Annotated in this window: 23 protein-coding genes, 1 tRNA gene and 1 pseudogene; all 25 read left to right on the top strand. The window is 57.2% G+C overall.

The window, feature by feature from the left end; translation table 11 throughout:
* The coding region (gene tuf, locus Q7U71_02295; protein ID MDO9390583.1) for an elongation factor Tu at positions 1-201 on the top strand (201 nt) is incomplete at its 5' end.
* A gap of 92 nt (positions 202-293) precedes the next feature.
* A complete protein-coding gene (gene rpmG / locus Q7U71_02290; GenBank protein ID MDO9390582.1) occupies positions 294-443 on the top strand; it encodes a 50S ribosomal protein L33 in 150 nt (49 codons plus the stop codon).
* Positions 444-464: 21 nt separating this feature from the next.
* Positions 465-541, top strand: a tRNA-Trp gene (locus tag Q7U71_02285).
* A 138-nt stretch (positions 542-679) separates the two neighbouring features.
* Positions 680-865, top strand: coding sequence for a preprotein translocase subunit SecE (gene secE, locus Q7U71_02280; protein MDO9390581.1), 186 nt, complete (start codon positions 680-682; stop codon positions 863-865).
* A 27-nt stretch (positions 866-892) separates the two neighbouring features.
* Complete coding sequence (gene nusG / locus Q7U71_02275; protein MDO9390580.1) at positions 893-1,417, top strand: transcription termination/antitermination protein NusG; 525 nt, start codon at positions 893-895, stop codon at positions 1,415-1,417.
* Between the two features lie 83 nt (positions 1,418-1,500).
* Positions 1,501-1,926, top strand: a complete 426-nt coding sequence (gene rplK / locus Q7U71_02270) for a 50S ribosomal protein L11 (GenBank protein ID MDO9390579.1) — start codon at positions 1,501-1,503, stop codon at positions 1,924-1,926.
* A 182-nt stretch (positions 1,927-2,108) separates the two neighbouring features.
* A complete protein-coding gene (gene rplA, locus Q7U71_02265; GenBank protein ID MDO9390578.1) occupies positions 2,109-2,810 on the top strand; it encodes a 50S ribosomal protein L1 in 702 nt (233 codons plus the stop codon).
* Between the two features lie 10 nt (positions 2,811-2,820).
* On the top strand, positions 2,821-3,345 hold the full coding sequence (gene rplJ / locus Q7U71_02260) for a 50S ribosomal protein L10 (protein MDO9390577.1): 525 nt from the start codon (positions 2,821-2,823) through the stop codon (positions 3,343-3,345).
* 103 nt (positions 3,346-3,448) lie between these two features.
* A complete protein-coding gene (rplL, locus tag Q7U71_02255; protein MDO9390576.1) occupies positions 3,449-3,823 on the top strand; it encodes a 50S ribosomal protein L7/L12 in 375 nt (124 codons plus the stop codon).
* A 290-nt stretch (positions 3,824-4,113) separates the two neighbouring features.
* Positions 4,114-7,884, top strand: coding sequence for a DNA-directed RNA polymerase subunit beta (gene rpoB / locus Q7U71_02250; protein ID MDO9390575.1), 3,771 nt, complete (start codon positions 4,114-4,116; stop codon positions 7,882-7,884).
* 3 nt (positions 7,885-7,887) lie between these two features.
* Positions 7,888-11,946: a DNA-directed RNA polymerase subunit beta' gene (rpoC, locus tag Q7U71_02245; GenBank protein ID MDO9390574.1), complete on the top strand. Its 4,059-nt coding sequence runs from the start codon at positions 7,888-7,890 to the stop codon at positions 11,944-11,946.
* 161 nt (positions 11,947-12,107) lie between these two features.
* The gene (locus Q7U71_02240; GenBank protein ID MDO9390573.1) at positions 12,108-13,577 is read left to right on the top strand and encodes an Eco57I restriction-modification methylase domain-containing protein; all 1,470 of its coding nucleotides are present in this window, start codon (positions 12,108-12,110) and stop codon (positions 13,575-13,577) included.
* Positions 13,574-14,515, top strand: coding sequence for a BsuBI/PstI family type II restriction endonuclease (locus Q7U71_02235; GenBank protein ID MDO9390572.1), 942 nt, complete (start codon positions 13,574-13,576; stop codon positions 14,513-14,515). Before Q7U71_02240 ends, Q7U71_02235 begins: the two co-directional genes overlap by 4 nt.
* Before the next feature lie 457 nt (positions 14,516-14,972).
* The gene (gene rpsL / locus Q7U71_02230; GenBank protein ID MDO9390571.1) at positions 14,973-15,371 is read left to right on the top strand and encodes a 30S ribosomal protein S12; all 399 of its coding nucleotides are present in this window, start codon (positions 14,973-14,975) and stop codon (positions 15,369-15,371) included.
* A gap of 104 nt (positions 15,372-15,475) precedes the next feature.
* Positions 15,476-15,946: a 30S ribosomal protein S7 gene (gene rpsG, locus Q7U71_02225; protein MDO9390570.1), complete on the top strand. Its 471-nt coding sequence runs from the start codon at positions 15,476-15,478 to the stop codon at positions 15,944-15,946.
* A 221-nt stretch (positions 15,947-16,167) separates the two neighbouring features.
* On the top strand, positions 16,168-18,246 hold the full coding sequence (gene fusA / locus Q7U71_02220) for an elongation factor G (protein ID MDO9390569.1): 2,079 nt from the start codon (positions 16,168-16,170) through the stop codon (positions 18,244-18,246).
* Between the two features lie 111 nt (positions 18,247-18,357).
* Positions 18,358-19,551, top strand: coding sequence for an elongation factor Tu (gene tuf / locus Q7U71_02215; protein MDO9390568.1), 1,194 nt, complete (start codon positions 18,358-18,360; stop codon positions 19,549-19,551).
* A 94-nt stretch (positions 19,552-19,645) separates the two neighbouring features.
* Positions 19,646-19,960, top strand: coding sequence for a 30S ribosomal protein S10 (rpsJ, locus tag Q7U71_02210; GenBank protein ID MDO9390567.1), 315 nt, complete (start codon positions 19,646-19,648; stop codon positions 19,958-19,960).
* A 62-nt stretch (positions 19,961-20,022) separates the two neighbouring features.
* Positions 20,023-20,661: a 50S ribosomal protein L3 gene (gene rplC, locus Q7U71_02205; protein MDO9390566.1), complete on the top strand. Its 639-nt coding sequence runs from the start codon at positions 20,023-20,025 to the stop codon at positions 20,659-20,661.
* Positions 20,662-20,700: 39 nt separating this feature from the next.
* Positions 20,701-21,291 carry a 50S ribosomal protein L4 gene (rplD, locus tag Q7U71_02200; protein ID MDO9390565.1) on the top strand — a complete coding sequence of 197 codons (591 nt, stop codon included), beginning with the start codon at positions 20,701-20,703 and terminating at the stop codon, positions 21,289-21,291.
* The gene (rplW, locus tag Q7U71_02195) at positions 21,288-21,578 is read left to right on the top strand and encodes a 50S ribosomal protein L23 (protein ID MDO9390564.1); all 291 of its coding nucleotides are present in this window, start codon (positions 21,288-21,290) and stop codon (positions 21,576-21,578) included. The genes rplD and rplW overlap by 4 nt, the downstream gene beginning before the upstream one ends.
* A 64-nt stretch (positions 21,579-21,642) precedes the next feature.
* Complete coding sequence (gene rplB / locus Q7U71_02190; protein ID MDO9390563.1) at positions 21,643-22,467, top strand: 50S ribosomal protein L2; 825 nt, start codon at positions 21,643-21,645, stop codon at positions 22,465-22,467.
* A pseudogene (gene rpsS / locus Q7U71_02185) lies at positions 22,467-22,733 on the top strand (30S ribosomal protein S19). The gene rplB and the pseudogene rpsS overlap by 1 nt, the downstream one beginning before the upstream one ends.
* 112 nt (positions 22,734-22,845) lie before the next feature.
* A complete protein-coding gene (gene rplV / locus Q7U71_02180) occupies positions 22,846-23,211 on the top strand; it encodes a 50S ribosomal protein L22 (protein ID MDO9390562.1) in 366 nt (121 codons plus the stop codon).
* A gap of 3 nt (positions 23,212-23,214) precedes the next feature.
* Positions 23,215-23,865: a 30S ribosomal protein S3 gene (gene rpsC, locus Q7U71_02175; protein ID MDO9390561.1), complete on the top strand. Its 651-nt coding sequence runs from the start codon at positions 23,215-23,217 to the stop codon at positions 23,863-23,865.
* The last annotated feature ends 81 nt before the right edge of the window (positions 23,866-23,946 follow it).

The raw sequence follows: 23,946 nt of genomic DNA, 5'->3' as shown, positions 1-23,946 counted from the left end.
CAGTTCTTTTTTATAACCACCGACGTCACCGGGAACCTGGCGCTGCCCAAGGGGGTGGAGATGATCAAGCCCGGCGACAACGTGACCATCGAGGGCGAGCTGTTGACCCCGATCGCCATGGAGAAGGGCCTGAAGTTCGCCATCCGCGAGGGCGGCCGGACCGTGGGCGCTGGAACCGTCACCGAGATCCTCCCCGACTAATCACAGGCATCAATAAGGAAACCAGGAAAACAGGAAAAATTCGTGGGTTCATGGGTTCCTAATAAAAAATACTTTATGTAATAGGTTGTAAAATGCGAGAAATAGTCACCATTGCCTGCGTGCCCTGCAAGCGCCGGAATTACACCACCACCAAGAACAAGCGCAAGCATCCGGACCGGGCCGAGTTCAAGAAATACTGCCGTTTTTGCAAAAAGCATACTGCCCACAAGGAGACCAAGTAATTCCCTTAAAGATTTTGGTATAGGCCAGTAGCTCCAATTGGTAGAGCGCCGGTCTCCAAAACCGGATGCTGGGGGTTCAAGTCCCTCCTGGCCTGCCACTTTGACAGAAAATTTCAGGAGCCGGGGACTGAAAGAATGACAGACCCGGGATCCGGACAAAGGGAATCAATATCTCAATACGCCGGGCACAGGCATTTTAAAAAACCCCGGACCAACCGGGTTTAGGAGCAGCAGAGATGTTCAAAAAAATATTACAGTTTTTCATCGATACCAAGGCCGAGTTTGCCAAGGTCAGCTGGCCCAGCCGCGAGGAACTGACGCAGTCCACCATGGTGGTGATAGTGGTCTCGCTGGTGGTCACGGTGTTCATAGCCCTGGTGGACCAGGGGCTTACCCGGCTGATCACAGTGATCCTGGGTTAATAATAAATTAAGGCATAAGCACCAAAAATGCGCTGGTACGTAATTCATACATACTCCGGGCACGAAAACCGGGTCAAGTCGGCCTTGGAGTCGTCGGCCCAAAGGCTGGGACTGCAGGACAAGCTGGGCCGGGTGCTTATCCCCACCGAGGAAATAACCGAGATCAAGCACGGCAAGCGCAAGACCACCGCCAAGCAGCTTTATCCCAGCTATCTGATGGTGGAGATGGACCTGACCGACGACGTCTGGAACGCGGTGTCGTCCACCCCCGGGGTCACCAGCTTCCTGGGCTCACGCCGCAAGCCCCAGGCCATGAGAAGCGCCGAGGCCGCCCGGCTGCTGGCCCGGATAGACGGAACCAAGGTGGCGGGCCCGGCAGACATCCCGTTCCATGCCGGCGACTCGGTGAAGATAGTGGACGGGCCCTTTGCCAACTTCACCGGGATCATCAACGAAGTGGACAAACAGCACGGCAAGGTCAAGGTGATGGTCACCATCTTCGGCCGGACCACCCCGGTGGAACTGGATTTCATACAGATCAACGAAATATAACTTTTAGGCGCCCCGGCTTTCCCTTTTAAAGGAATTGCTTCTGCCCGGACGCCAAGTATTTTTAAAAAGAGAGATAAACCCTTATGGCAAAAATAGTATCCGCCCTGGTAAAACTGCAGATCCCGGCCGGGCAGGCCAATCCTGCACCCCCGGTAGGGCCGGCCTTGGGCCAGCACGGAGCCAACATCCCGGAATTCTGCAAACAGTTCAACGCCCGCACCCAGGGACAGGACGGGCTGATCATTCCCTGCCTGATCACCATCTACAAGGACCGGAGCTTCAGCTTCATCCTAAAGACCCCGCCGGCCGCGGTGCTGCTGAAGAAGGCGGCCGGGCTGGCCAAGGGCTCGGGCGTGCCCAACCGCAACAAGGTGGGCAAGGTCACCGAGGCCCAGGTGAAGGAGATCGCCCAGAAGAAAATGGTGGACCTGAACGCCGCTTCGGTGGAAGCCGCCATGAGGCTGGTAAAGGGAACAGCCCGCAGCATGGGCATCGATATTTCCGGATAGACACTTTATAAACAGGGCATATATAAACATAACGCTGGGAGGCGCACCGCCTTGGTTGATGGGCAATTTGAAAAAGGGGAAATCGGGGGATTCAGGAGCCATAGTCGGGGTTCACAAGTTTTCAAATAACAAATTCTCATGCACCAAGCTAAGGGCGCCGCTTAGAACCAGGAAGGAGGAAAATGGACCGAGGGAAAAAGTACAATCTGGCAGCCCAGAAAACAGACCTGACCAAGACCTACACCGTGGCCGAAGCGGTGGAGGCGGTAAAGCAGATGGCTTACGCCAAGTTTGACGAGGCTTTTGAGGTCTCGATCAAAATGGAACTGGACCCCAAGAAGGCCGATCAGAACCTGCGGGGAACTGTGATCCTGCCCCACGGCACCGGCAAGAAAATGAGGGTGCTGGTGTTTGCAAAGGGCGAAAAGGAAGCCGAAGCCACAGCGGCCGGGGCCGATTTCGCCGGCAGCGACGACCTGATCAAGAAGGTTTCGGAAGGCTGGACCGATTTTGACGTGGCCATAGCCACTCCGGACATGATGAGCCAGGTGGGCCGGCTGGGCAAGATCCTGGGGGTGCGGGGGCTGATGCCCAACCCCAAGACCGGGACCGTGACCTTTGATCTGGCCAAGGCGGTCAAGGAAGCCAAGGCCGGAAAGATAGAATACCGGGTGGACAAGAACTCCAACCTCCATGTGGCGGTGGGAAAGAAATCCTTTGACAATTCCAAACTGGTGGATAACATCAATACGCTGCTGTCCGAGATAGTTAAGGCCAGGCCTTCATCGCTTAAGGGCACCTACATAGAAAGCGTATCCATTTCCTCCACCATGAGCCCGGGGGTCAGGGTCGCCCTTACCGAACTGTCGGCTTTAGGAAAGTGAGATAATTAAAATGCCAAAAACAGATAAAGAACAAAAGGTCCTGGAACTGACCGAGAAAATGAAGACCGCCAAATCGGTCTATCTTACCGATTTTACCGGTCTGAACGTTCCCCAGGCCACCGAACTGCGCAAAAAACTGCGGGAAGCCTCGGTGGAATACCGGGTGGCCAAGAACACCCTGGCCAAGCTGGCCGCCAAGAACGCCGGATACGAGATGCTGGCCGACTACCTGACCGGCCCCACCGGACTGGCCTTCGGACTGAAAGACGCCATCATCCCGGCCAAGATCCTGACCGAGTTCGCCAAGGAGGGCAACAAGCCTACGGTCAAGATCGGCCTGATCGAAGGCAAGGTGGTCAGTCCCAGCGAGGTCAAACAGCTGGCCCTGCTTCCTTCCCGGGAAGTGCTTCTCTCCATGGTGCTGGCCGGGCTCCAGGCTCCCATCTCCTCGTTTGTCGGGGTCCTGGGCGGAGTACTGCAGAAAATAGTGGGCACGGTGGACGCCATCGCCAAGCAAAAGGAAGCCCAGTCCTAAAAACCCGGTTCCTATAAAAAACAATACCACCGCCTATGGCGGGGTGCCGCTACGGCGGCAAAACCGAAAATTAATTAAAGAGCAAATAAAGGAGCAAAAGGAAATGTCGGACAAGAAACAAGTCGTAATGGAAGCCATCGAGCAGATGACGGTGCTGGAGCTGGCTGAGCTGGTCAAGTCCCTGGAAGAAAAATTCGGCGTCAAGGCCGCCGCCCCGGTGGCCGCAGCCGCAGCCGGCGGAGCCGCCGCCGCCCCGGCCGAAGAGAAGACCTCTTTTGACGTGGTGCTGGTCTCCGGCGGAGACAAGAAGATCCAGGTGATCAAGGAAGTCCGCGGGATCACCAACCTGGGCCTGAAGGAAGCCAAGGACCTGGTGGAAGGCGCCCCCAAGCCGGTCAAAGAGGGCGTGACCAAGGACGAGGCCCAGAAGATCAAAGCCACCCTGGAAGCGGCCGGAGCCGTGGTGGAACTCAAGTAAAAAACAGCATCCTTAATAACATCCAGTAAAAACATAGCCAAACTTTTTGCGGCAGTGGTTGCCGCAGGAAAGATATATATCTTGAACGGCGTTTGAGGGGGCCATCTGCGGCTGCGGTGCTGCGGAAACATTTTAAGGCTCCGTCAAACGCTGCTTTTTTGGCGGCCGTGCATTGCTTTAATCATCAGACAAATGCAGCGGCCACCTGCTTTTTTTGCCCGCCGTCCGGGCTGATCCAGATCTGACATCGGTTATTTATTCCAGACACCCCTTTAATCAAGGAGGTTATTTTGAAGCCGGTCAAAAGAAAAGATTATTCCAAAATAAAGTCGGGGATCCAGCTGCCCAACATGCTGGACATGCAGCTCAATTCCTACAAGGACTTTTTGCAGGAGCACCAGGCTCCGGAAAAACGCAAGAACGAAGGGCTGCAGTCGGTGTTCAACGAGATATTCCCCATCGAGGACGCCCAGAACCGGATGGCGATGGATTTCATCTCCTACGGCCTGGGCAAGCCCCGCTATTCCATCTCCGAATGCCACGACCGCGACATGACCTACGCCGCCCCGCTGAAGTCCATCCTCAGGCTGTCCCTTAAGGATCCCAGCGATCCCAAGGGCAAGCCCAAGGAAGTGGTGGAAAAGGAGGTCTTCCTGGGCGAAGTGCCGCTGATGACCGAGACCGGCACCTTCGTGATCAACGGGGCCGAGCGGGTGGTGGTCAGCCAGCTGCACCGATCTCCCGGGGCCTTCTTCGCCGAAAAAAGCCATCCTTCGGGAAAAAGGATCTACACCGCCGAGATCATCCCCTACCGCGGTTCCTGGCTTAAGCTGACCCTGGACCCCAACGATCTGCTGTGGGTCTCCATCGACAAGCACCGCAAGTTCCACGCCACCCTGCTGCTGCGGGCGGTGGGCTTTGCCACCAACAAGGCCCTGCTTTCCCTTTACCACCAGCCGGAGACCATCTCCCTGTCGGGGGAAAAGCAGGCCCTGGACCGCTATCTTTTCAGCGACGTCAGCGCCCCCAAGACCGGCGAAGTGCTGGCCGAGGCCGGGCACAAGATAACCCCCGAGATCCTGGCCACCCTCAAGCTGTCCAAGGTGGAAAAGGTGGAGGTGGTGGCCATCGATCCGGTCAAGGACCCGGCCATCATCCCCCGCACCATGCTGGCCGACAACAACAAGGGCTCCAAGGAGGACGCCCTCTCCAAGATCTACAACATCCTTCACCCCGGAGACGCCATCAACCCCGAGCTCTCCAAGGCGGTGATCGAAAAGATGTTCTTTGACCGCAAGCGCTACGACCTGAAGAAGGTGGGCCGCTACCAGCTGAACAAAAGGCTGGGGCAGGAGATCTCCACCGCCAATGTGCTGGGGCCGAAGGATTTTGTGGAAGTGGTCCGCTACCTGCTGTCCTTAAGAATGAACCAGGGCGAAGTGGACGACATCGATCATCTGGGCAACCGCCGGATCTTGAGGGTCGGCGAGCTGGTCTCCAACCAGTTCTCGGCCGCGCTCTCCCGGATGGCCCGGATGACCCGGGAGCGGATGGCCATGTGGGACGGACAGGGTTCCATCACCCCCCAGGACCTGGTCAACTCCCGCATCATCTCCTCCACCGTCAACAGCTTTTTCAGCTCCTCCCAGTTGTCCCAGTTCCTGGACCAGCCCAATCCGCTGGCCGAGCTGCGGCACAAGCGGCGCCTTTCGGCGCTGGGACCAGGCGGCCTGACCCGGGAACGGGCCGGGTTCGAGGTCCGCGACGTGCATTACACCCACTACGGCCGGATGTGCCCCATCGAGACCCCGGAAGGACCCAACATCGGGCTGATCGCATCCCTGGCCTGCTTTGCCCGGGTGAACGAGCTGGGCTTTCTGGAAACGCCCTACCGCAAGCTTAAGAACGGCAAGCTGACCGGAGAGGTGGACTACCTCTCGGCCAACGAGGAGGACCAGTTCACCATCGCCCAGGCCAACACCCCGGTGGACGACGGCGGGAAGATCCTGGGAGAACAGGCCCTGAGCCGCTACCGCGAGACCTTTCCCCGGGCCAAGGCCCAGGAGGTCCACTACATGGACGTTTCGCCCCAGCAGCTGGTGAGCCTTTCGGCCGCCTTGATCCCCTTCCTGGAGCATGACGACGCCAACCGGGCCCTGATGGGCTCCAACATGCAGTGCCAGGCGGTCCCCCTGCTTAAGCCCCAGTCGCCGGTGGTGGGCACCGGGCTGGAGGGCAAGGCGGCGGTGGACTCCGGGACCATGGTGCTCTGCAAGCGGGACGGGGTGGTGGAAAAGGTCACCGCCGACTGTGTTTTCATCCGGCCGGCCAAGACCGACATCGCCGAGGTGGATTTCCTGAAGGACAGCCAGTACGACGTTTATCATCTCACCAAGTTCCGCCGCTCCAACCAGGACACCTGCCTCAACCACAAGCCCATAGTCCGCGAGGGAGAGGTCGTCAAGAAGGGCGAGGTCATCGCCGACGGCTCATCCACCGAGGGGGGCGAGCTGGCTCTGGGCATCAACTGCCTGGTGGGCTTTTTGCCCTGGTCGGGCTTCAATTTCGAGGACGCCATCATCATCTCCGACAAGATGGTCCAGGATGACAAGTTCACCTCGGTCCACATCGAGAATTTCGAGTGCTTTGTGCGGGACACCAAGCGGGGGCCGGAGGAAGTGACCCGGGAGATACCCAACGTGGGCGAGGAGGCGGTGAAAGACCTGGACGAGAACGGCATCATCCGCATAGGCGCCCGGGTGGAGGCCGGCGACATTCTGGTGGGCAAGGTGACCCCCAAGGGCGAGACCGAGCCGACCCCCGAGGAAAAACTGCTCCGGGCCATCTTCGGCGACAAGGCCGGGGACTTCAAGGACACCTCGCTCAAGGCGCCTCCGGGCATGGACGGGATAGTCTGCGATGTCAAGGTCTTCTCCCGCAAGAGCCAGGACCGCAGGAGCAGCCAGGAGGAAAAGCGCAAGATTGAAGAGATGCAGAAGGAGGCCCGGAAGCGTTCCGAACGGATCAAGAACGAGCGCGACCGCAGGATCCGGGAACTGCTGCTGGACCAGCCCTGCAACCAGACCCTGAAGGACGGGGAAAAACTGCTGGCCCGCAAGGGGCAGCGCCTGTCGGAAGCGGTGCTGGACGAGATAAAATTTGAAAGAACCCCCCTGGAGGACCTGGCCCAGATCTGCGAAGACTCTGCTTTGGGCGCCAAGGCCGTCAAGCTGATGGATTCGGCCCGCAAGGCCATCGAAGCCGTGCAGTATGAGCTGCAGATCGAGAAGGAAAAAGTGGAGCGGGGCGACGAGCTCCCGGCCGACGTCATCAAGCTGGTCAAGGTCTTCGTCTCCCGCAAGCGCAAGCTGATGGTGGGCGACAAGCTGGCCGGACGGCACGGCAACAAGGGCGTGCTGGCCAGGATCGTGCCCGAGGAGGACATGCCCTACCTGGCCGACGGCCGGCCCCTGGACATGATCCTGAACCCGCTGGGCGTGCCTTCGCGCATGAACCTGGGACAGGTGCTGGAGACCCATCTGGGATGGGCCGCCCAGATCCTGGGCTTCAAGGTGGCCACCCCCATCTTCGACGGGGCCAACATCGCCGAGATCCAGTCCGAGATGAAACTGGCCGGCCTGCCCGAACACGGCAAGGTCACCCTCTATGACGGCCGGAACGGACAGTCGTTCGACGAGCCGGTGACGGTGGGCGTGATGTACATGCTCAAGCTATCCCACCTGGTGGACGACAAGATCCACGCCCGGTCCATCGGGCCCTATTCCCTTATCACCCAGCAACCCCTGGGAGGCAAGGCCCATTTCGGCGGCCAGCGTTTCGGTGAGATGGAGGTCTGGGCCCTGGAATCATACGGGGCGGCCTACACCCTGCAGGAGATACTGACCGTCAAGTCCGACGATGTCCAGGGAAGACAGCGGGTCTACGAGGCCATCGTCAAGGGAGACAACCTGCCCGAGCCCGGCACCCCGGCCTGCTTTGAGGTGCTGGTAAACGAACTGAGGGGCCTGTGCCTGGACGTTCAACTGTATAAGGAGGACTAAGCGATGACCCCCGAAAGAACTGCCAATACCGGAGAGATGGAGGTCAGGGCCACCGATTTCGACTTCATCAAGCTGAAGCTGGCCTCCCCGGAGATCATACACGGCTGGTCGCTGGGAGAGGTGACCAAGCCCGAGACCATCAACTACCGCACCTTTAAGCCGGAACGGGACGGCCTGTTCTGCGAGAAGATATTCGGGCCCACCAAGGACTGGGAGTGCAACTGCGGCAAATACAAAAAGATCCGCTTCAAGGGCGTGATCTGCGACCGCTGCGGGGTGGAGGTCACACTGTCCCGGGTCCGCCGGGAACGGATGGGGCACATAGACCTGGCGGTGCCGGTGGCCCACATCTGGTATTTCAAGTCCCTGCCCTCGCGGATCGGGCAGCTTTTGGACGTCTCCATCCGGGACCTGGAACGGGTGCTGTACTACGAAAGCTACATCGTGATCGAGCCCGGTTCCTCGGGATTCAAGAAGAAGGAGTTGATCAACGAGGACCAGTGCATCAAGGCCGAGGAGGAATACGGCAAGGACTTCATCGCCCATATGGGAGCCGAGGCCATCCGGGAACTGCTCAAGGAGATCAACATCGACGACCTGTCGGCCGAACTGCGCTCCCGCTTGAGGCTGGAGGTTTCGGCCGAGGTCAAGAAGAACGTCTTGAAGCGGCTCCGGATAGTGGAGGCCTTCCGCAAGTCGGGCAACCGCCCGGAGTGGATGATCCTTTCGGCCATCCCGGTGATCCCGCCGGACCTGCGTCCCTTGGTGCCGCTGGAGGGAGGGCGCTTCGCCACCTCCGACCTGAACGACCTCTACCGCCGGGTCATCACCCGCAACAACCGGCTGAAGAAGATCATCGACATGCGGGCCCCGGAGATCATCCTGCGCAACGAAAAGCGGATGCTGCAGGAGGCGGTGGACGCCCTGTTCGACAACGGACGCCGCTCCCGGGCCCTGAAGGGCCGGGGCAACCGCGAGCTGAAGAGCCTGTCCGAGATCCTGCGCGGCAAGCAGGGACGGTTCCGCCAGAACCTGCTGGGCAAGCGGGTGGACTATTCCGGCCGCTCGGTGATCGTGGTCGGCCCCGAGCTGAAACCCTACCAGTGCGGCCTTCCCAAGAGCATGGCCCTGGAACTGTTCAAACCCTTCATCCTGAAAAAGCTGGAGGAAAAAGGCTACGTCCAGAGCGTCAAGAGCGCCAAGCGCCTGGTGGAAAAGGAAAAGCCCGGGGTCTGGGAGATCCTGGAAGAGATCGTCAAGGAGCATCCGGTGCTGCTGAACCGGGCCCCCACCCTGCACCGCCTGGGCATCCAGGCCTTTGAGCCGGTGCTGATCGAGGGCAAGGCCATCCGGATCCACCCCCTGGTCTGCGAGGCCTTCAACGCCGACTTCGACGGGGACCAGATGGCGGTCCACGTGCCGCTTTCCTACGAGGCCCAGATCGAGGCCGCCACCCTGATGCTTTCCACCAACAACGTGCTGTCGCCGGCCTCGGGCCGCCCGGTGATCACCCCCAGGCAGGACATCGTCATCGGCTGCTATTACCTGACCAAGCCCCGGGCCGGGGTCAAGGGCGAGGGCAAGGCCTTCACCGACCAGAACGAGGTGATGCTGGCCTACGAGAACGGAATTCTGGCCCTGCACGCCAAGATCCAGATCAAGGTCAACGACCGCAAGATAGAGACCACCGCCGGCCGGGTGATCTTCAACCAGATAGTTCCCCCGGAGCTGGGCTACGTCAACGATACTTTGGACAAGAAGGCCATCGACAAGATGGCCATGCAGTCCTTCCGCAAGCTGGGCAACTTCAAGACCGCCATGTTCATGGACGAGGTCAAGAAGATGGGCTTCACCTATGCCACCCAGGCCGGGGTGACCATCAGCCTTTCCGACGTAATCGTGCCGGCCGAGAAGGAGGGACTGGTCAAGAAGGGGATCGAGGCCACCGAGAAGATCCTGGGCCAGTACCGCAAGGGCGTGATCACCGACACCGAGCGCTACAACAAGGTGATCGACACCTGGACCCACGTCAACAACCAGGTGACCGAGGCCCTGATCAAACGTCTGGCCGACGACCGCCAGGGCTTCAATCCGGTGTTCATGATGTTGGATTCCGGGGCCCGGGGCAGCCGGGAGCAGGTGCGCCAGCTGGGCGGGATGAGGGGACTGATGTCCAAGCCCCAGAAGCGCCTGACCGGACAGGAGATCATCGAGACCCCCATCATCAACAACCTGCGGGAAGGCCTGACCATTGTGGAGTACTTCATCTCCACCCACGGAGCCCGCAAGGGACTGGCCGACACCGCCCTCAAGACCTCCGAGGCCGGGTACCTGACCCGCCGCCTGGTGGATGTGGCCCAGGATATCATCATCACCGAAGAGGACTGCGGCACCATCATGGGCGAGGACCGGGGCGCCCTCAAGGAAGGCGAAGAGATCATCGAGTCGCTTAGGGACCGGGTGCTGGGACGGGTGGCCATGGAGGACGTGATCAACCCCATCACCGGCGAGATGATAGTGTCCTCGGGCGAGGAGATCACCGAGGACGCGGCCGAGGAATTGTCCGAGGCCGGCATCGAGAAGATCCGGATCCGTTCGGTTCTGACCTGCGAGGCCAAGCGCGGCCTGTGCCGCAAGTGCTACGGGCGCAACCTGGCCACCGGCCGGATAGTGGACATGGGAGAGGCCACCGGAGTGATGGCCGCCCAGTCCATCGGCGAGCCGGGCACCCAGCTGACCCTGCGCACCTTCCACATCGGAGGCACCGCGGCCCGGATCGCGGCCCAGTCCAAGGTCTCGGCCAAGATCCCGGGAACCCTGGAGTTCAAGTCGCTGGAGACCATCGCCAAGGAAACCGGCGAGGTGGTGGTCATCAACCGCGACGGCGAGATCATCCTCCACGGCGAGAAACCCGGGGCCAAGACCCGCTACAGCGTGCCTTACGCCTCGGTGCTTAAGGCCGCCGACCAAGCCAAGGTGGCCCCCGGCGACACCCTGTTCGAGTGGGATCCCCACACCGCCGTCATCCTGGCCGAGCACTCCGGCGCCATCCAGTTCGCCGACATGATCCCCGACGTCACCATCTCCGAGGAGTTCGACGAAATAACCGGGATGCGCCGTCCGGTGGTGATCGAGAGCAAGGACAAGAACAAGAACCTTTATCCCCATATCAACATCATAGACAAGCGGGGCAAGAGCCTGTCCAGCTACCCCATCCCCATCGGGGCCCGGATCATGGCCCAGAACGGGCAGGTGATAGCGGCCGGAGAGTTCCTGGCCAAGACCTCGCGCGAGATATCCAAGACCCGAGACATCACGGCCGGTCTGCCCCGGGTGGCCGAGCTGTTCGAAGCCCGCAAGCCGGCCGATCCCTCGGTGGTCTCCGAGATCGACGGCCGGATCAAGCTGGGCGAGATCGCCAAGGGCCAGCGAACGGTCCTGGTCCGCAACGAGAACGGCGAGGAGCGGGCCTATCTGATCCCGTTGAACAAGCATCTCTACGTCCGGGACGGCGACAAGGTCAAGGCCGGGGAAAAGATAACGGAGGGCTCCATCAATCCCCACGACATCCTGCGGATCCGGGGCACGGCCGCGGTCCAGGTCTACCTGGTCAACGAGATCCAGGAGGTCTACCGGCTGAACGGCGTGGCCATCAACGACAAGCACATCGAGGTGATAGTGCGCCAGATGCTGCAGAAGGTGCGGGTCCAGGATCCGGGCGACACCATCTACATCGAGGGCGACCAGGTGGACAAAGCCTCGGTGCGCGAGGAGAACGAGCGGGTGCTGCACGAGGGAGGGCGTCCGGCCACTTTCGAATCGCTGCTGATGGGCATCACCAAGTCCGCGCTGTCGACCTCCAGCTGGGTCTCGGCGGCCTCCTTCCAGGAGACCACCAGGGTCCTGACCGAAGCCGCGGTCCAGGGAAAATCGGACCCGCTGCTGGGCTTAAAGGAGAATGTGATAGTGGGCCGGCTGATCCCGGCCGGGACCGGGATCCGGCGCTACCGCAACTTCAAGATCGAGGAGGAGCAACCCCAGGAACAGCCGGCAGAGAAATAGTTATTTTCATATTCAAATCAAAAGCCCCGCCAACACCTGTTTGGCGGGGCTTGGTTTTGACTTATATGGCATTGGAAAATATTGTCATGCCTAAGGTATATTATCAGATTGACAATGTGATGATTACCAATTATAATCAATAGTAGAAAAACGAAATAAATATGTTAACTCAAATTGACCAAATACGCATTGAAGCATCAAATGGGCTTGATCACATGACCAAAGTCCATTTGGGCCAATTCCTGACGCCCAGTACGATAGCCAATTATATGGCCTCATTATTTCCTGTGGGTAACGAGGCTTCAATGCATCTGCTTGATGCCGGTGCGGGGGTTGGTTCGTTAGCAACTGCTTTTTTACATCGATGGAAGTCGCAAGAGTTTTCTGCCAAACATATTGAGGTTACAGCATATGAAATTGATAGCACCCTTCGGAAACATTTAAATAAGTCATTATCAATATTTGCAAATCCTCACTGTTGCAAAGTTAATATACTTGAACATGATTTTATTGAAGACGCTGCTCATATGCTGGCATTTGGCAATGGGCCTCGTTATACTCATGCCATACTTAATCCGCCATACAGGAAAATTAATAGCGATTCGCGTCATCGTCACTTACTTCGACAAGTTGGCATAGAAACCGTTAATTTATATTCTGCGTTTGTTGCTCTGACAATAGGATTAATGAGGCCTGGCGGTCATATCGTTGCGATAATCCCACGTAGTTTTTGCAATGGCCCATACTATCGGCCTTTTCGTGAATTAATATTCAAGAAGGCGGCATTAAAACATATTCACCTTTTTATTTCTAGGGATCAGGCGTTTAAGGATGACAAGGTTCTTCAAGAGAATGTTGTTATATTGCTTGAATGCTCTGCTCGCCAAGGAAATGTAGTCGTATCTACATCCACGGATGATCAGTTTATTGACTATCATATTGCTGAACACCAATTTTCAAACATTGTTAATCCGGGCGATCAAGAAAGATTCATACATATTCCAACAGTACATAACGGTTTGAACACGTCATCATCATTGCCGTTTGATAACACTCTTGCTGACCTTAACATAGAAGTATCCACTGGTCCTGTGGTGGATTTTCGTGTTGATCAATTTATCACCGATATGCCCACGTCCCATTCGGTCCCCTTGCTTTATCCTTGTCATTTCGGAGAAAAATCGATAGAATGGCCAAAGAAAACATGTAAAAAACCTAATGCAATAAATTTAACCCCGGAAACAAAGAAATGGCTATATCCCAATGGTTATTACACTATGACCCGTAGATTTTCATCGAAAGAAGAAAAACGAAGGATAGTTGCTAATGTTGTAACCCCGAATATATCTAACTCAAAATACATTGGTTTTGAAAATCATTTAAACGTGTTCCATCATGCCAGGCAAGGTCTTACGGAATTGATCGCTCGTGGATTGGCCGTTTATTTGAACTCGACGCTTATTGATGAGCATTTTCGTAAATTTAGCGGGCATACACAAGTCAATGCTACCGACCTTAAGCAGCTTAAATATCCCAGTCGGTTGCTTTTGGAAAAACTTGGTAGATGGGCAAAGAATCAACAGCGATTTTCACAAGAATCAGTTGATAATGAAATTAAGGACATACTATGAGACCAATAAGCAATATTTCTGCCTCCCTTAAGGTTCTGTCTTCTCTGGGATTGCCTCGTGCCCAACAGAATGAACGTTCCGCTCTTTGTTTGTTGGCCTTGTTGAATCTCTCTCCTGGTAAGAAATGGGTTGAGGCAGAAAACCCCTTGATTGGCATAACACCAATTATGGATTGGGCTCGATCTCATTATGGGAAAAAATATAAACCCAATACGCGAGAAACATTTCGGAGACAAACAATCCATCAGTTCGTTGCTGCTGGCATTGCTTTGTATAATCCAGATGACGCATCCCGATCCGTTAACAGTCCCAAAGCGGTATATCAAATAGCACCTAAAATGCTATTGTTGCTGCGTACCTACGGATCTTCGAGATGGCCGACAGCATTGGGTAAATATTTATCGCAAAGCAAATCCCTCGCCCAACGTTATGCTAGTGAACGAGCGTATCAACTTGTTCCCGTTCGGTTGGCGAAGGGCAAGAACATAAAATTAAGCCCTGGGAAGCATAACGAATTAATTAAGGCGATTATTGAGGAGTTTGCTTCTCGTTTTGTTCCTAGTGGTGTATTAATCTATGCTGGTGACACTGGCAATAAATGGGGCTATTTTGATGAGGAATTTTTGGCTAATTTAGGTGTTAAGATTGATTCACATGGCAAGATGCCAGATGTGGTATTATACCATGAAGAAAAGAAGTGGTTGATTCTTGTTGAATCTGTCACCAGCCATGGTCCAGTGGACAGCAAAAGGCATGAAGAGTTAGCTGCTTTATTTTCAAAATCAAAAGCACCACTTGTATTTATTACCTGCTTCCCTAATCGGTCTATAATGGCAAGGTATCTTGGAGATATAGCATGGGAAACAGAGGTGTGGGTTGCCGATAATCCTTCTCATTTAATACACTTTAATGGTGAGAGATTCCTTGGTCCTTATTAAGCTATTGGTTATAGTTGATTCCCGGGGACTACCGAGGGTTGAAGAATGCACATAGTTCCATATTGGAACATAATGCCAAGGAAGGTGATATTAAACGGGACTTTGCTTGCAAAGCCCCGTTTTGTATTTTACTCAATATCTGGTATCTCGATTACCTATGGGCACTATATGTATGACGATTTTAATCGGTCTATTCGGCCATAAAAGCAAAATATTTCTTTAAGAAACCGTAAAAAACAACCATTTTTTCACTTTGACAAGAACTATTTTTCCATCCCAAAGATTTATCAAAATAATTGTTAAAGCATCTTGACTTTTATACTGTAAATATTATATAATTGGGATTCCAATCGATTACAAAAATTTTTGACAAAACATTTCCGTTTTCGTCGCGGCGATGAAAACCGGATAAGGCTATTTTTGTCTTTAAAAATTATCTTTAGGGCAAGGAGAATTAATGCCAACCATCAGCCAACTGATCCGCTCCGGAAGAAATTCCAAACGCAAGAAGACCAAGGCCCCGGCCCTCAACTCGTGCCCCCAGCGCAAGGGCGTGTGTCTCCGGGTCTACACCACCACCCCCAAGAAGCCCAACTCCGCTTTGCGCAAGGTGGCCAAGGTGCGTTTGACCAACGGATTTGAAATTCTGTCCTACATCCCGGGCGAGGGCCACAACCTGCAGGAGCACTCCATCGTCATGGTGCGGGGCGGCCGCGTCAAGGACCTGCCCGGCGTGCGCTATCACATCGTGCGCGGCACCCTGGACACTTCCGGGGTGGAGGGCCGCAAGAAGAGCCGCTCGCTCTACGGCACCAAGCGGATCAAGGCCGGCGCCAAGCCAGCCCTGAAAAAATAAACGGGCCCAGCCACTGAAGCGCGGTAAAACAACAACGGGTAAGGGCAATTCATGAATTGCCCCAACAAACATCCAACAATCTGAAAATCGGGAACTGATATAAAATGCCAAGAAGAAAAAGAGTCATCAAGCGCGAGGTCCTGCCGGATCCCAAGTACCACGATCCCATGGTCACCATCTTCATCAACAACATCATGAAGAGCGGAAAAAAGAGCGTGGCCGAGAAGATCTTCTACCAGGCGGTGGAGATCGTGGAACAGAAGCTGAAGCTTCCGGGGATCGAAGTGTTCAAGCAGGCCCTGAACAACATCAAGCCGGTGCTGGAGGTCAAACCCCGCCGGGTGGGCGGCGCCACCTACCAGGTGCCGATCGAGGTCAAGCCCGAGCGGCGCACCGCCCTGGCCATCCGCTGGATGATCATCGCGGCCAAGGCCCGCTCCGAGAAGACCATGCGCGACCGCCTGGCCGGAGAGATCATGTCGGCCAACAAGAACGAGGGCGGGGCCGTCAAAAAGAAGGAAGACACCCACAAGATGGCCGAGGCCAACAAGGCCTTCAGCCACTTCCGCTTCTAAAAATCACCCCCTGGTTTTTCTTGAGTCCTTAAGGCCCCGGGCCCGGACTAGCACAAAAAGATTTTTGACTTTTTAAAAAGTTAAGATTTGTAAAATGAGAAACCTGACGCCATTTGCAGTTCCCGACGAAAGAAATTGACTTTCAGCCAGCCGCCTTCCTTTGGGCGTTGGCCGAAGGGATGGCGGACGGTTAAAATGCAGAAAGTAAAGTTGGAATTCAAATGACCCAGGCTTCTTCGTTAAATAAGACCAGAAACATCGGCATCATGGCCCATATCGATGCCGGCAAGACCACCACCACCGAGAGGATCCTGTTCTTCACCGGCAAGGTTCACCGGATCGGCGAGGTTCACGACGGCGCCGCCACCATGGACTGGATGGAACAGGAAAAGGAACGCGGCATCACCATCACCTCGGCCGCCACCACCTGCTCCTGGAACGGGCACCGGATCAACATCATCGACACCCCGGGCCACGTGGACTTCACGGTGGAAGTGGAACGCTCATTAAGGATCCTGGACGGGGCCGTGGCCCTGTTCTGCGCGGTAGGCGGCGTGGAGCCGCAATCGGAAACGGTCTGGCGCCAGGCCGATCGCTATCACATTCCCCGGATCGCCTTCATCAACAAAATGGACCGGGTGGGATCGGATTTCGACGACGCGGTGGAGATGATGAGGGAACGGCTGGCCGCCAAGGCGGTGCCCATCCAGATGCCCATCGGCAGCGGGGAGACTTTCACCGGAGCGGTGGATCTGGTCAAGATGCAGGCGATCATCTACGATGCGGGCGAGAACGAGGACCCCAAACTGAGCCCCATCCCCGAAGAATATCTGGCCCAGGCCCAGGCCGCCCACAACTTCCTGGTGGAACAGGTGGCCGAGTACGACGAAGAGGCCCTCAATTTATACGTAGAAGGCCAGCCCATCCCGGAAGATCTCCTGATGAAGGCCATCCGCCGGGGAACCCTGGACATCAAGATCTTCCCGGTGCTGTGCGGATCGTCCTTCAAGAACAAGGGAGTGCAGCCGCTGCTGGACGCGGTGGTGGATTACCTGCCGGCCCCCCCCGACCTGCCCCCGATCTCCGGTTTGAATCCCGACACCGGCCAGCACGAAGACCGCCACGACGACCCCAACGAGCCTTTGGCGGCGCTGGTATTCAAGATCGCCACCGACCCCTACGTGGGTAAGATATCATATGTCCGCATCTACTCCGGCACCATCGAGGCCGGGCAGGCAGTATACAACAGCAACATCAGCAAGCACGAACGGGTCAGCCGGCTGCTTTTGATGCACGCCAACAAACGGGAGGACGTGGAGAAGCTTTCGGCCGGGGACATCGCGGCCGTGGTGGGCCTCAAGGACAGCAAGACCGGCCACACCCTGTGCGAGAAGAAGAATCCCATCGTCCTGGAATCAATGAACTTCCCCGACCCGGTGATCTCGGTGGCCCTGGAGCCAAAGTCCAAGGCCGACGAGGATAAATTGGGCAACGCTCTTTCAAAATTGTCCGAAGAAGACCCCACCTTCAAGGTGAAGACCGACGAGGAAACTGGACAGACCATCATCTCCGGCATGGGCGAACTCCACCTGGAGATCATCGTGGACCGGATGATGAGGGAATTCGGGGTGCAGGCCAACGTGGGCAAGCCCCAGGTCAGCTACCGGGAGACGGTCCGCAGGGCGGCCAAGGCCGAGGGCAAGTTCATCCGCCAGAGCGGTGGCCGGGGGCAGTACGGACACGTGGAGATCATACTGGAACCGCAGCAGCAGGGGCTGGGTTTTGAATTCACCAACGACACCGTCGGCGGCTCCATTCCCAAGGAATACATCAACTCGGTGGAGAAGGGCGTCAAAGAGGCGCTGGAGGCTGGGATCCTGGCCGGGTATCCGGTGGTGGACGTCAAAGTATCTCTGGTCGACGGCTCTTATCACGAAGTGGACTCCTCGGACATCGCCTTCAAGGCGGCCGGATCGATAGCGGTCAACGAAGCCCTGCGCAAAGCCGGATCGGTGATCATGGAACCGGTGATGAGCGTGGAGGTGGTGGTTCCGGAACTCTACATGGGCGAGGTGATCGGCGACATCAACTCCCGCCGGGGCAAGATACTGGGGCTGGTAAAGCGCAAGGACGCCCAGGTGATAGCCTCGATGGTCCCCCTGTCCGAGATGTTCGGATACGCCACCAGATTAAGGTCCCTGACCCAGGGCCGGGCCATCTACACCATGCAGTTCCACCATTACGAAGAAGTGCCCCGCTCGATATCCGAAGAGATCATGGCCAAAAGCGGAACAAAATAAAGATAACCAATAGTACCTTCCCGCTAAAGACACTAAAACCCTCTTCTAAGGTGTATTCAGCGGGGAATGATAAAAGAAATATTTCTTAATCGTTAGTTGGGAGAAACCATCATGGCCAAAGCAAAATTTGAGCGTAAGAAGCCGCACGTCAATATCGGGACGATCGGCCACGTGGACCACGGCAAGACGACCCTGACCAGCGCGATCACGAAGTACCTGTCGGAACTGGGCCTGGCCCAGGCCAAGAGCTACGAGGATATCGACAACGCGCCGGAGGAAAAGGCCCGCGGAGTAACCATCAACGTGCACCATGCGGAGTACGAGACGCTGAAGCGGCACTATGCGCACATGGACTGCCCCGGCCACGCGGACTACATCAAGAACATGATCACCGGAGCGGCCCAGATGGACGGGGCGATCCTGGTGGTGGCGGCCTCGGAAGGCGCGATGCCCCAGACGCGGGAGCACATCCTGCTGGCGCGTCAGGTTGGGGTACCGGCCCTGGTGGTGTTTTTGAACAAGGTGGACCAGGTGGACGATCCGGAACTGATCGAGATCGTGGAAATGGAAGTGCGTGATCTATTGACCAAGTACGGTTTCCCCGGGGACAACGTCCCGATCATCAAGGGCTCGGGGCTGAAGGCCATGGAGGGAGACAAATCGGAGATCGGGACCCAGGCCATCCAGCGTCTGATGGACGCGGTTGACAGCTACATCCCGGATCCGGTGAGAGACATAGACAAGCCGTTCCTGCTGGCCATCGAGGACGTGTTCTCGATCACCGGCCGCGGCACGGTGGGCACCGGGCGTATCGAGCGGGGCAAGGTGAAGGTGGGCGACAAGGTGGAGCGGGTGGGCATCCGCGAGACCCGTGAGACGGTGGTGACCGGAGTGGAAATGTTCCGGAAGCTGCTGGACGACGCCCAGGCCGGAGACAACGTTGGGGTCCTGCTGCGGGGGATCGAGAAGGCGGATCTGGAGCGGGGCATGGTGCTGGCGGCCCCCAAGACCATCACCCCCCACCAGAAGTTCAAAGGCGAGGTCTACGTGCTGACCAAGGAGGAGGGCGGACGCCATACCCCGTTCTTCACCGGGTACCGTCCCCAGTTCTTCTTTAGGACCACCGACGTCACCGGGAACCTGTCCCTGCCCAAGGGGGTGGAGATGATCATGCCGGGCGACAACGTGACCATTGAGGGCGAGCTGCTGACGCCGATAGCCATGGAGAAGGGCCTGAAGTTCGCCATCCGCGAGGGCGGCCGGACCGTGGGCGCCGGAACAGTCACCGAGATCCTCCCCGACTAAAAACCCCTCCCGGGTAAATGGGAAACGGATAAATTGGAAATAGGAACTACAACAGTCAAACCGGTTATTTAAAACTCTCGAGGAGATATAAAAAGTGGCGGCTCAGAACATCAGGATAAAACTAAAGGCATACGACCATGCGGTGCTGGACAAATCGGTGGCCGAGATAGTCAACACGGCCAAACAGACCGGGGCCAGGATCTCGGGACCAATCCCGCTGCCCACCAACCGCACCGTCTATACCGTCAACCGCTCCACCCACGTGGACAAGAAGTCGCGGGAACAGTTCGAGCGGCGGATCCACAAGCGCTTGATAGACATCTGGCACTCCTCTCCTCAGACCATCGACGCCCTGACCAAGCTGGACCTTCCGGCCGGGGTGGACATCGAGATCAAGACCGGATTATAACAGCTGTAAGCAGATGGCTTAAAGCTCTCAAAGAGTAAACAAGTAGCAGAGTAAAAGACACAATGAACGGAATATTAGGCAGAAAAATAGGGATGACCCAGATCTTCGGGCCGGGCAACGCGGTGATCCCGGTGACGGTGATCGAAGCCGGACCCTGCGTAGTGACCCAGGTCAAGGACGGCAAGCTTGACGGCTACTCTGCCGTTCAGCTGGGCTTTGTGGAAAAGAAAAAACAGAAGACCACCAAGGCCATGCAGGGGCATTTCACCAAGGCTGGAGCCCCGGCTCCCCTGCGCTTCATCAAGGAGATCAGAACGGCCCAGGCCAAGGATTTCAAACCCGGCCAGGTGATCAAGGCCGACCTGTTCGCCGAGGGCGACATGGTCAAGGTCACCGGGATCATGAAAGGCCGGGGCACCCAGGGCGTGGTCAAGCGCCACGGGTTCAAGGGCGGCCCCAAGACCCACGGTCAGACCGACCGCCTGCGCCGTCCCGGATCGGCCGGAGCCGGATCCACCCCGGGCCGGGTCTATCCCGGCCGGCGTTATCCCGGACAGATGGGCAATGTCCAGATCACAGTCCGCAACCTAAAGATCGTCAAAGTGGACGCCGAAAAGAACCTGCTCCTGGTCAAGGGCCCGGTGCCCGGTGCCCCCGACGGGATATTGGTCGTTCAAAAGATTATAAAGAAGAAGGCATAAAAAATGTTGTCCGCAAATCTATATGATGCCCAGGGAAAAATGACAGGGAATATAGACCTGCCCGAGAACATCTTCGGGGTCAGGGTGAATCAGCACCTGCTTTACCTGGCAGTGAAAAATTACCTGGATAACAGGCGGCAGGGAACCGCCAACACCCAGAATGCCGAGGACGTGCGGGGCGGCGGCAAAAAGCCGTTCAAGCAGAAAGGCACCGGCCGGGCCCGCCAGGGCAGCAACCGCTCCTCGCTGATGGTGGGAGGCTACGTGGCCCACGGCCCCCATCCCCGGGATTATTCCTGGGAGATGCCCAAGACCAGCCGTCGCCAGGCCCTGAAGTCGGCCCTGACCGATTCGTTCAAGACCGGACGCCTGGCGGTGATAGACGCCGTGACCTCCGGCGGCAAGACCAAGGACGTCTACGGGGTGCTGAAGACCATGGAGCTGTCCGACAAGAAAGTACTGCTGCTGGACGTGGCCCCTACCTCGGAACTGCTGCTCTCCGGCCGCAACATCAAAGGGCTGGCCATCCGGCCGGTGCGGGAACTGAACACCTACGAGATCATGCGGGCCGACAGAGTGCTGTTCACCAAGGCCGGCGTGGAGGCCTTAAAGGAGGTCTTTAACAAATGAAAGATTTGAACAAGGTCATTAAAAAACCCCTGATCACCGAGAAATTCACCGCCCTGAAAGAGGCTTATAACCGTTACGCTTTTGAGGTCGACAAGAACGCCAACAAGCATGACGTCAAAAGGGCCATCGAGTCGGTCTTCAAGGTCAAGGTCACCGATGTGGCCACCATGAACGTCCGGGGCAAGATCAAACGGCAGGGCCGCAACGAGGGCAAACGGCCCGACTGGAAGAAGGCCGTGGTGACCCTGGCCAAGGACCAGAAGCTGGATATCGGCGACGGGGTTTAGTTTTCCCGGGTCTTGGTTAAAAATGATTTTTCAAGCACCAGCAATACTAGGAGACGATACATAAATGGGGATCAAGTCTTATAAACCGGTAACTCCCGGATTAAGGCACCGCACCGGCTACACCTTTGAAGAGCTGACCAAGCCTCTGGCTCCCAAAAGCCTGAGGAAGGCCATGCGCAAAAGCGGGGGACGCAACAATCACGGACGGGTGACCGCCGACCACCGCGGAGGAGGGCACAAACGGGCCTACCGGATGATAGATTTCCGGCGCGATAAATTCGGGATCGCCGCCACGGTGGCCGCCATCGAGTACGATCCCAACCGCTCGGCCAGGCTGGCCCTGCTGAAGTACGCCGACGGAGAATGGCGCTACATCATGGCCCCGCTGGGGCTGAAGCTGGGCGACAAGGTGATGTCCGGCCCCGGCTCCGAGATCAAGAACGGCAACGCCCTGCCCCTGTCCGAGATCCCCATGGGAACCTCGGTCCACAACATCGAGGTCACCAAGGGCCGGGGCGGCCAGATGGTGCGCACCGCCGGAGGATCGGCCCAGCTGCTGGCCAAGGAAGCCGGCTACGCCCAGCTGCGGATGCCTTCGGGCGAAGTGCGGATGATCAGCCTGGAATGCCTGGCCACCGTAGGACAGGTGGGCAACCTGGAACATGAGAACATCTCCATCGGCAAGGCCGGCCGCAACCGCTGGCTGGGGGTCAAGCCCCACAGCCGGGGCGTGGTCAAGAACCCCCACGACCACCCGATGGGCGGCGGCGAAGGCAAGTCCTCGGGCGGACGCCACCCCTGCGGACCCACCGGACTCCTATCCAAAGGCAAGAAGACCCGCAACCGTAAAAAACTTTCCAGCAAGTTTATAGTCAAGAGGAGAAAGTAATGTCCCGCTCCCTAAAAAAAGGACCCTTCATCGATGCCAAGCTGTTTGCCAAGATCGAAGCCATGCACGCCGCCCGCGACAAGAAGGTGATCAAGACCTGGGCCCGGCGTTCCATGATCCCCCCGGAATTCGTGGGGTTCACCATTTCGGTCCACAACGGCAACAAGTTCATACCGGTCTATGTCAGCGAGAACATGGTCGGCCATAAGCTGGGAGAGTTCTCCCCCACCCGCACCTTCCGCAAGCACGGCGCGGCCGGCAAGGAAGTAGACAAAAAGGGCGGCAAGAAGACCGAAACCACAACCGCTCCCGGAGCAGCTCCCGGAGCAGCCCCGGCGGCAGCCCCGGCCAAAAAATAAATAAACACTATTGAGTATTATGGAAGCTTTAGCCAGACAAAAATTCGTCAGGGTCACCCCGCGCAAGATGCGGATAGTGGCCGACCTGGTGCGGGGAAAGAACTGCAACCAGGCCCTGTCCATCCTGCGCTTCGTGCCCCGGGCTGCCAGCCCCCTGATCCTGAAGGCCATCCAGTCGGCGGTAGCATCGGCGGTGGAACAGGCCGGCAAGGCCAAGTTCGATCCCGACACCCTCAAGGTCTCCGAGATCAGGGTGGATGAAGGCGCTACCTGGAAAAGAATGAGACCCCGGGCCCGGGGCCGGGCTGACCGCCGTTTGAAGCGGACCAGCCATCTGACGGTGCGGGTTTCCGACGGTCAACCAAAACAAGATACGGAGGAATAAGCCTTGGGTCAAAAGACAAATCCGATCGGGTTAAGGCTGGGGATCATCAAGACCTGGGATTCCCGCTGGTTCGCCAAAAAAGACTTTCCCGATCTTTTGGAAGAAGATCAGAAGATCCGCCAGTACATCCGGCAGAAGCTGGCCAACGCCGGCCTGGCCAAGATCGAGATAGAGCGCACCCCCAAAAGGGCCACCATCACCGTCCACACTTCGCGCCCCGGGATCGTGATCGGCCGCAAGGGAGCCGACATCGAAAAGCTCAAGGCCGAGGTCCAGCTGCTGACCGGACAGAAGGAAGTGCACCTGAACATCGCCGAGGTCAAGGTTCCCGAGATCAATTCGATGCTGGTGGCCGATTCCATCGCCCGCCAGCTGGAACAGCGGATCTCCTTCCGCCGGGCCATGAAGAAGGCGGTCCAGGGATCATTAAGGATGGGAGCCCAGGGGATCAAGATCTCCTGCGGCGGCCGCCTGGGCGGAGCCGAGATCGCCCGGACCGAGACCTACCGCGAAGGCCGGGTTCCCCTGCACACCTTAAGGGCCGACATCGACTACGGCACCGCCACCTCGCACACCACTTTCGGATGCATCGGGATCAAGGTCTGGATATTCAAGGGCGAGCAGTTGCCGCCCCGCCAGGCCGTCAGACAGTAACACCAAGAGCGGAATTGACAGGATTAACATGATTTCCCGGAATTGATCTTAAATAAAAATCCGGTAAATCCTGTCAAATAA

The sequence above is a fragment of the bacterium genome (assembly GCA_030655055.1).
GTDB lineage: Bacteria > Edwardsbacteria > AC1 > AC1 > EtOH8 > UBA5202.
Note: the sequence above shows the minus strand (reverse complement) of the source record. Positions and strands in the feature narration are given on the sequence as shown.

Bases quoted from the DNA above. Each gene is read 5' to 3' on its own strand.
- rplW (MDO9390564.1), top strand. From the start codon at position 21,288: ATGAAAGATTTGAACAAGGTCATTAAAAAACCCCTGATCACCGAGAAA.
- fusA (MDO9390569.1), top strand. From the start codon at position 16,168: ATGACCCAGGCTTCTTCGTTAAATAAGACCAGAAACATCGGCATCATG.
- rplV (MDO9390562.1), top strand. From the start codon at position 22,846: ATGGAAGCTTTAGCCAGACAAAAATTCGTCAGGGTCACCCCGCGCAAG.
- Q7U71_02240 (MDO9390573.1), top strand. From the start codon at position 12,108: ATGTTAACTCAAATTGACCAAATACGCATTGAAGCATCAAATGGGCTT.
- rplL (MDO9390576.1), top strand. From the start codon at position 3,449: ATGTCGGACAAGAAACAAGTCGTAATGGAAGCCATCGAGCAGATGACG.
- rpsG (MDO9390570.1), top strand. From the start codon at position 15,476: ATGCCAAGAAGAAAAAGAGTCATCAAGCGCGAGGTCCTGCCGGATCCC.
- rplA (MDO9390578.1), top strand. From the start codon at position 2,109: ATGGACCGAGGGAAAAAGTACAATCTGGCAGCCCAGAAAACAGACCTG.
- rplJ (MDO9390577.1), top strand. From the start codon at position 2,821: ATGCCAAAAACAGATAAAGAACAAAAGGTCCTGGAACTGACCGAGAAA.
- rplK (MDO9390579.1), top strand. From the start codon at position 1,501: ATGGCAAAAATAGTATCCGCCCTGGTAAAACTGCAGATCCCGGCCGGG.
- rplC (MDO9390566.1), top strand. From the start codon at position 20,023: ATGAACGGAATATTAGGCAGAAAAATAGGGATGACCCAGATCTTCGGG.
- tuf (MDO9390568.1), top strand. From the start codon at position 18,358: ATGGCCAAAGCAAAATTTGAGCGTAAGAAGCCGCACGTCAATATCGGG.
- rpmG (MDO9390582.1), top strand. From the start codon at position 294: ATGCGAGAAATAGTCACCATTGCCTGCGTGCCCTGCAAGCGCCGGAAT.
- secE (MDO9390581.1), top strand. From the start codon at position 680: ATGTTCAAAAAAATATTACAGTTTTTCATCGATACCAAGGCCGAGTTT.
- rpsL (MDO9390571.1), top strand. From the start codon at position 14,973: ATGCCAACCATCAGCCAACTGATCCGCTCCGGAAGAAATTCCAAACGC.
- rplB (MDO9390563.1), top strand. From the start codon at position 21,643: ATGGGGATCAAGTCTTATAAACCGGTAACTCCCGGATTAAGGCACCGC.
- Q7U71_02235 (MDO9390572.1), top strand. From the start codon at position 13,574: ATGAGACCAATAAGCAATATTTCTGCCTCCCTTAAGGTTCTGTCTTCT.
- rplD (MDO9390565.1), top strand. From the start codon at position 20,701: ATGACAGGGAATATAGACCTGCCCGAGAACATCTTCGGGGTCAGGGTG.
- nusG (MDO9390580.1), top strand. From the start codon at position 893: ATGCGCTGGTACGTAATTCATACATACTCCGGGCACGAAAACCGGGTC.
- rpoC (MDO9390574.1), top strand. From the start codon at position 7,888: ATGACCCCCGAAAGAACTGCCAATACCGGAGAGATGGAGGTCAGGGCC.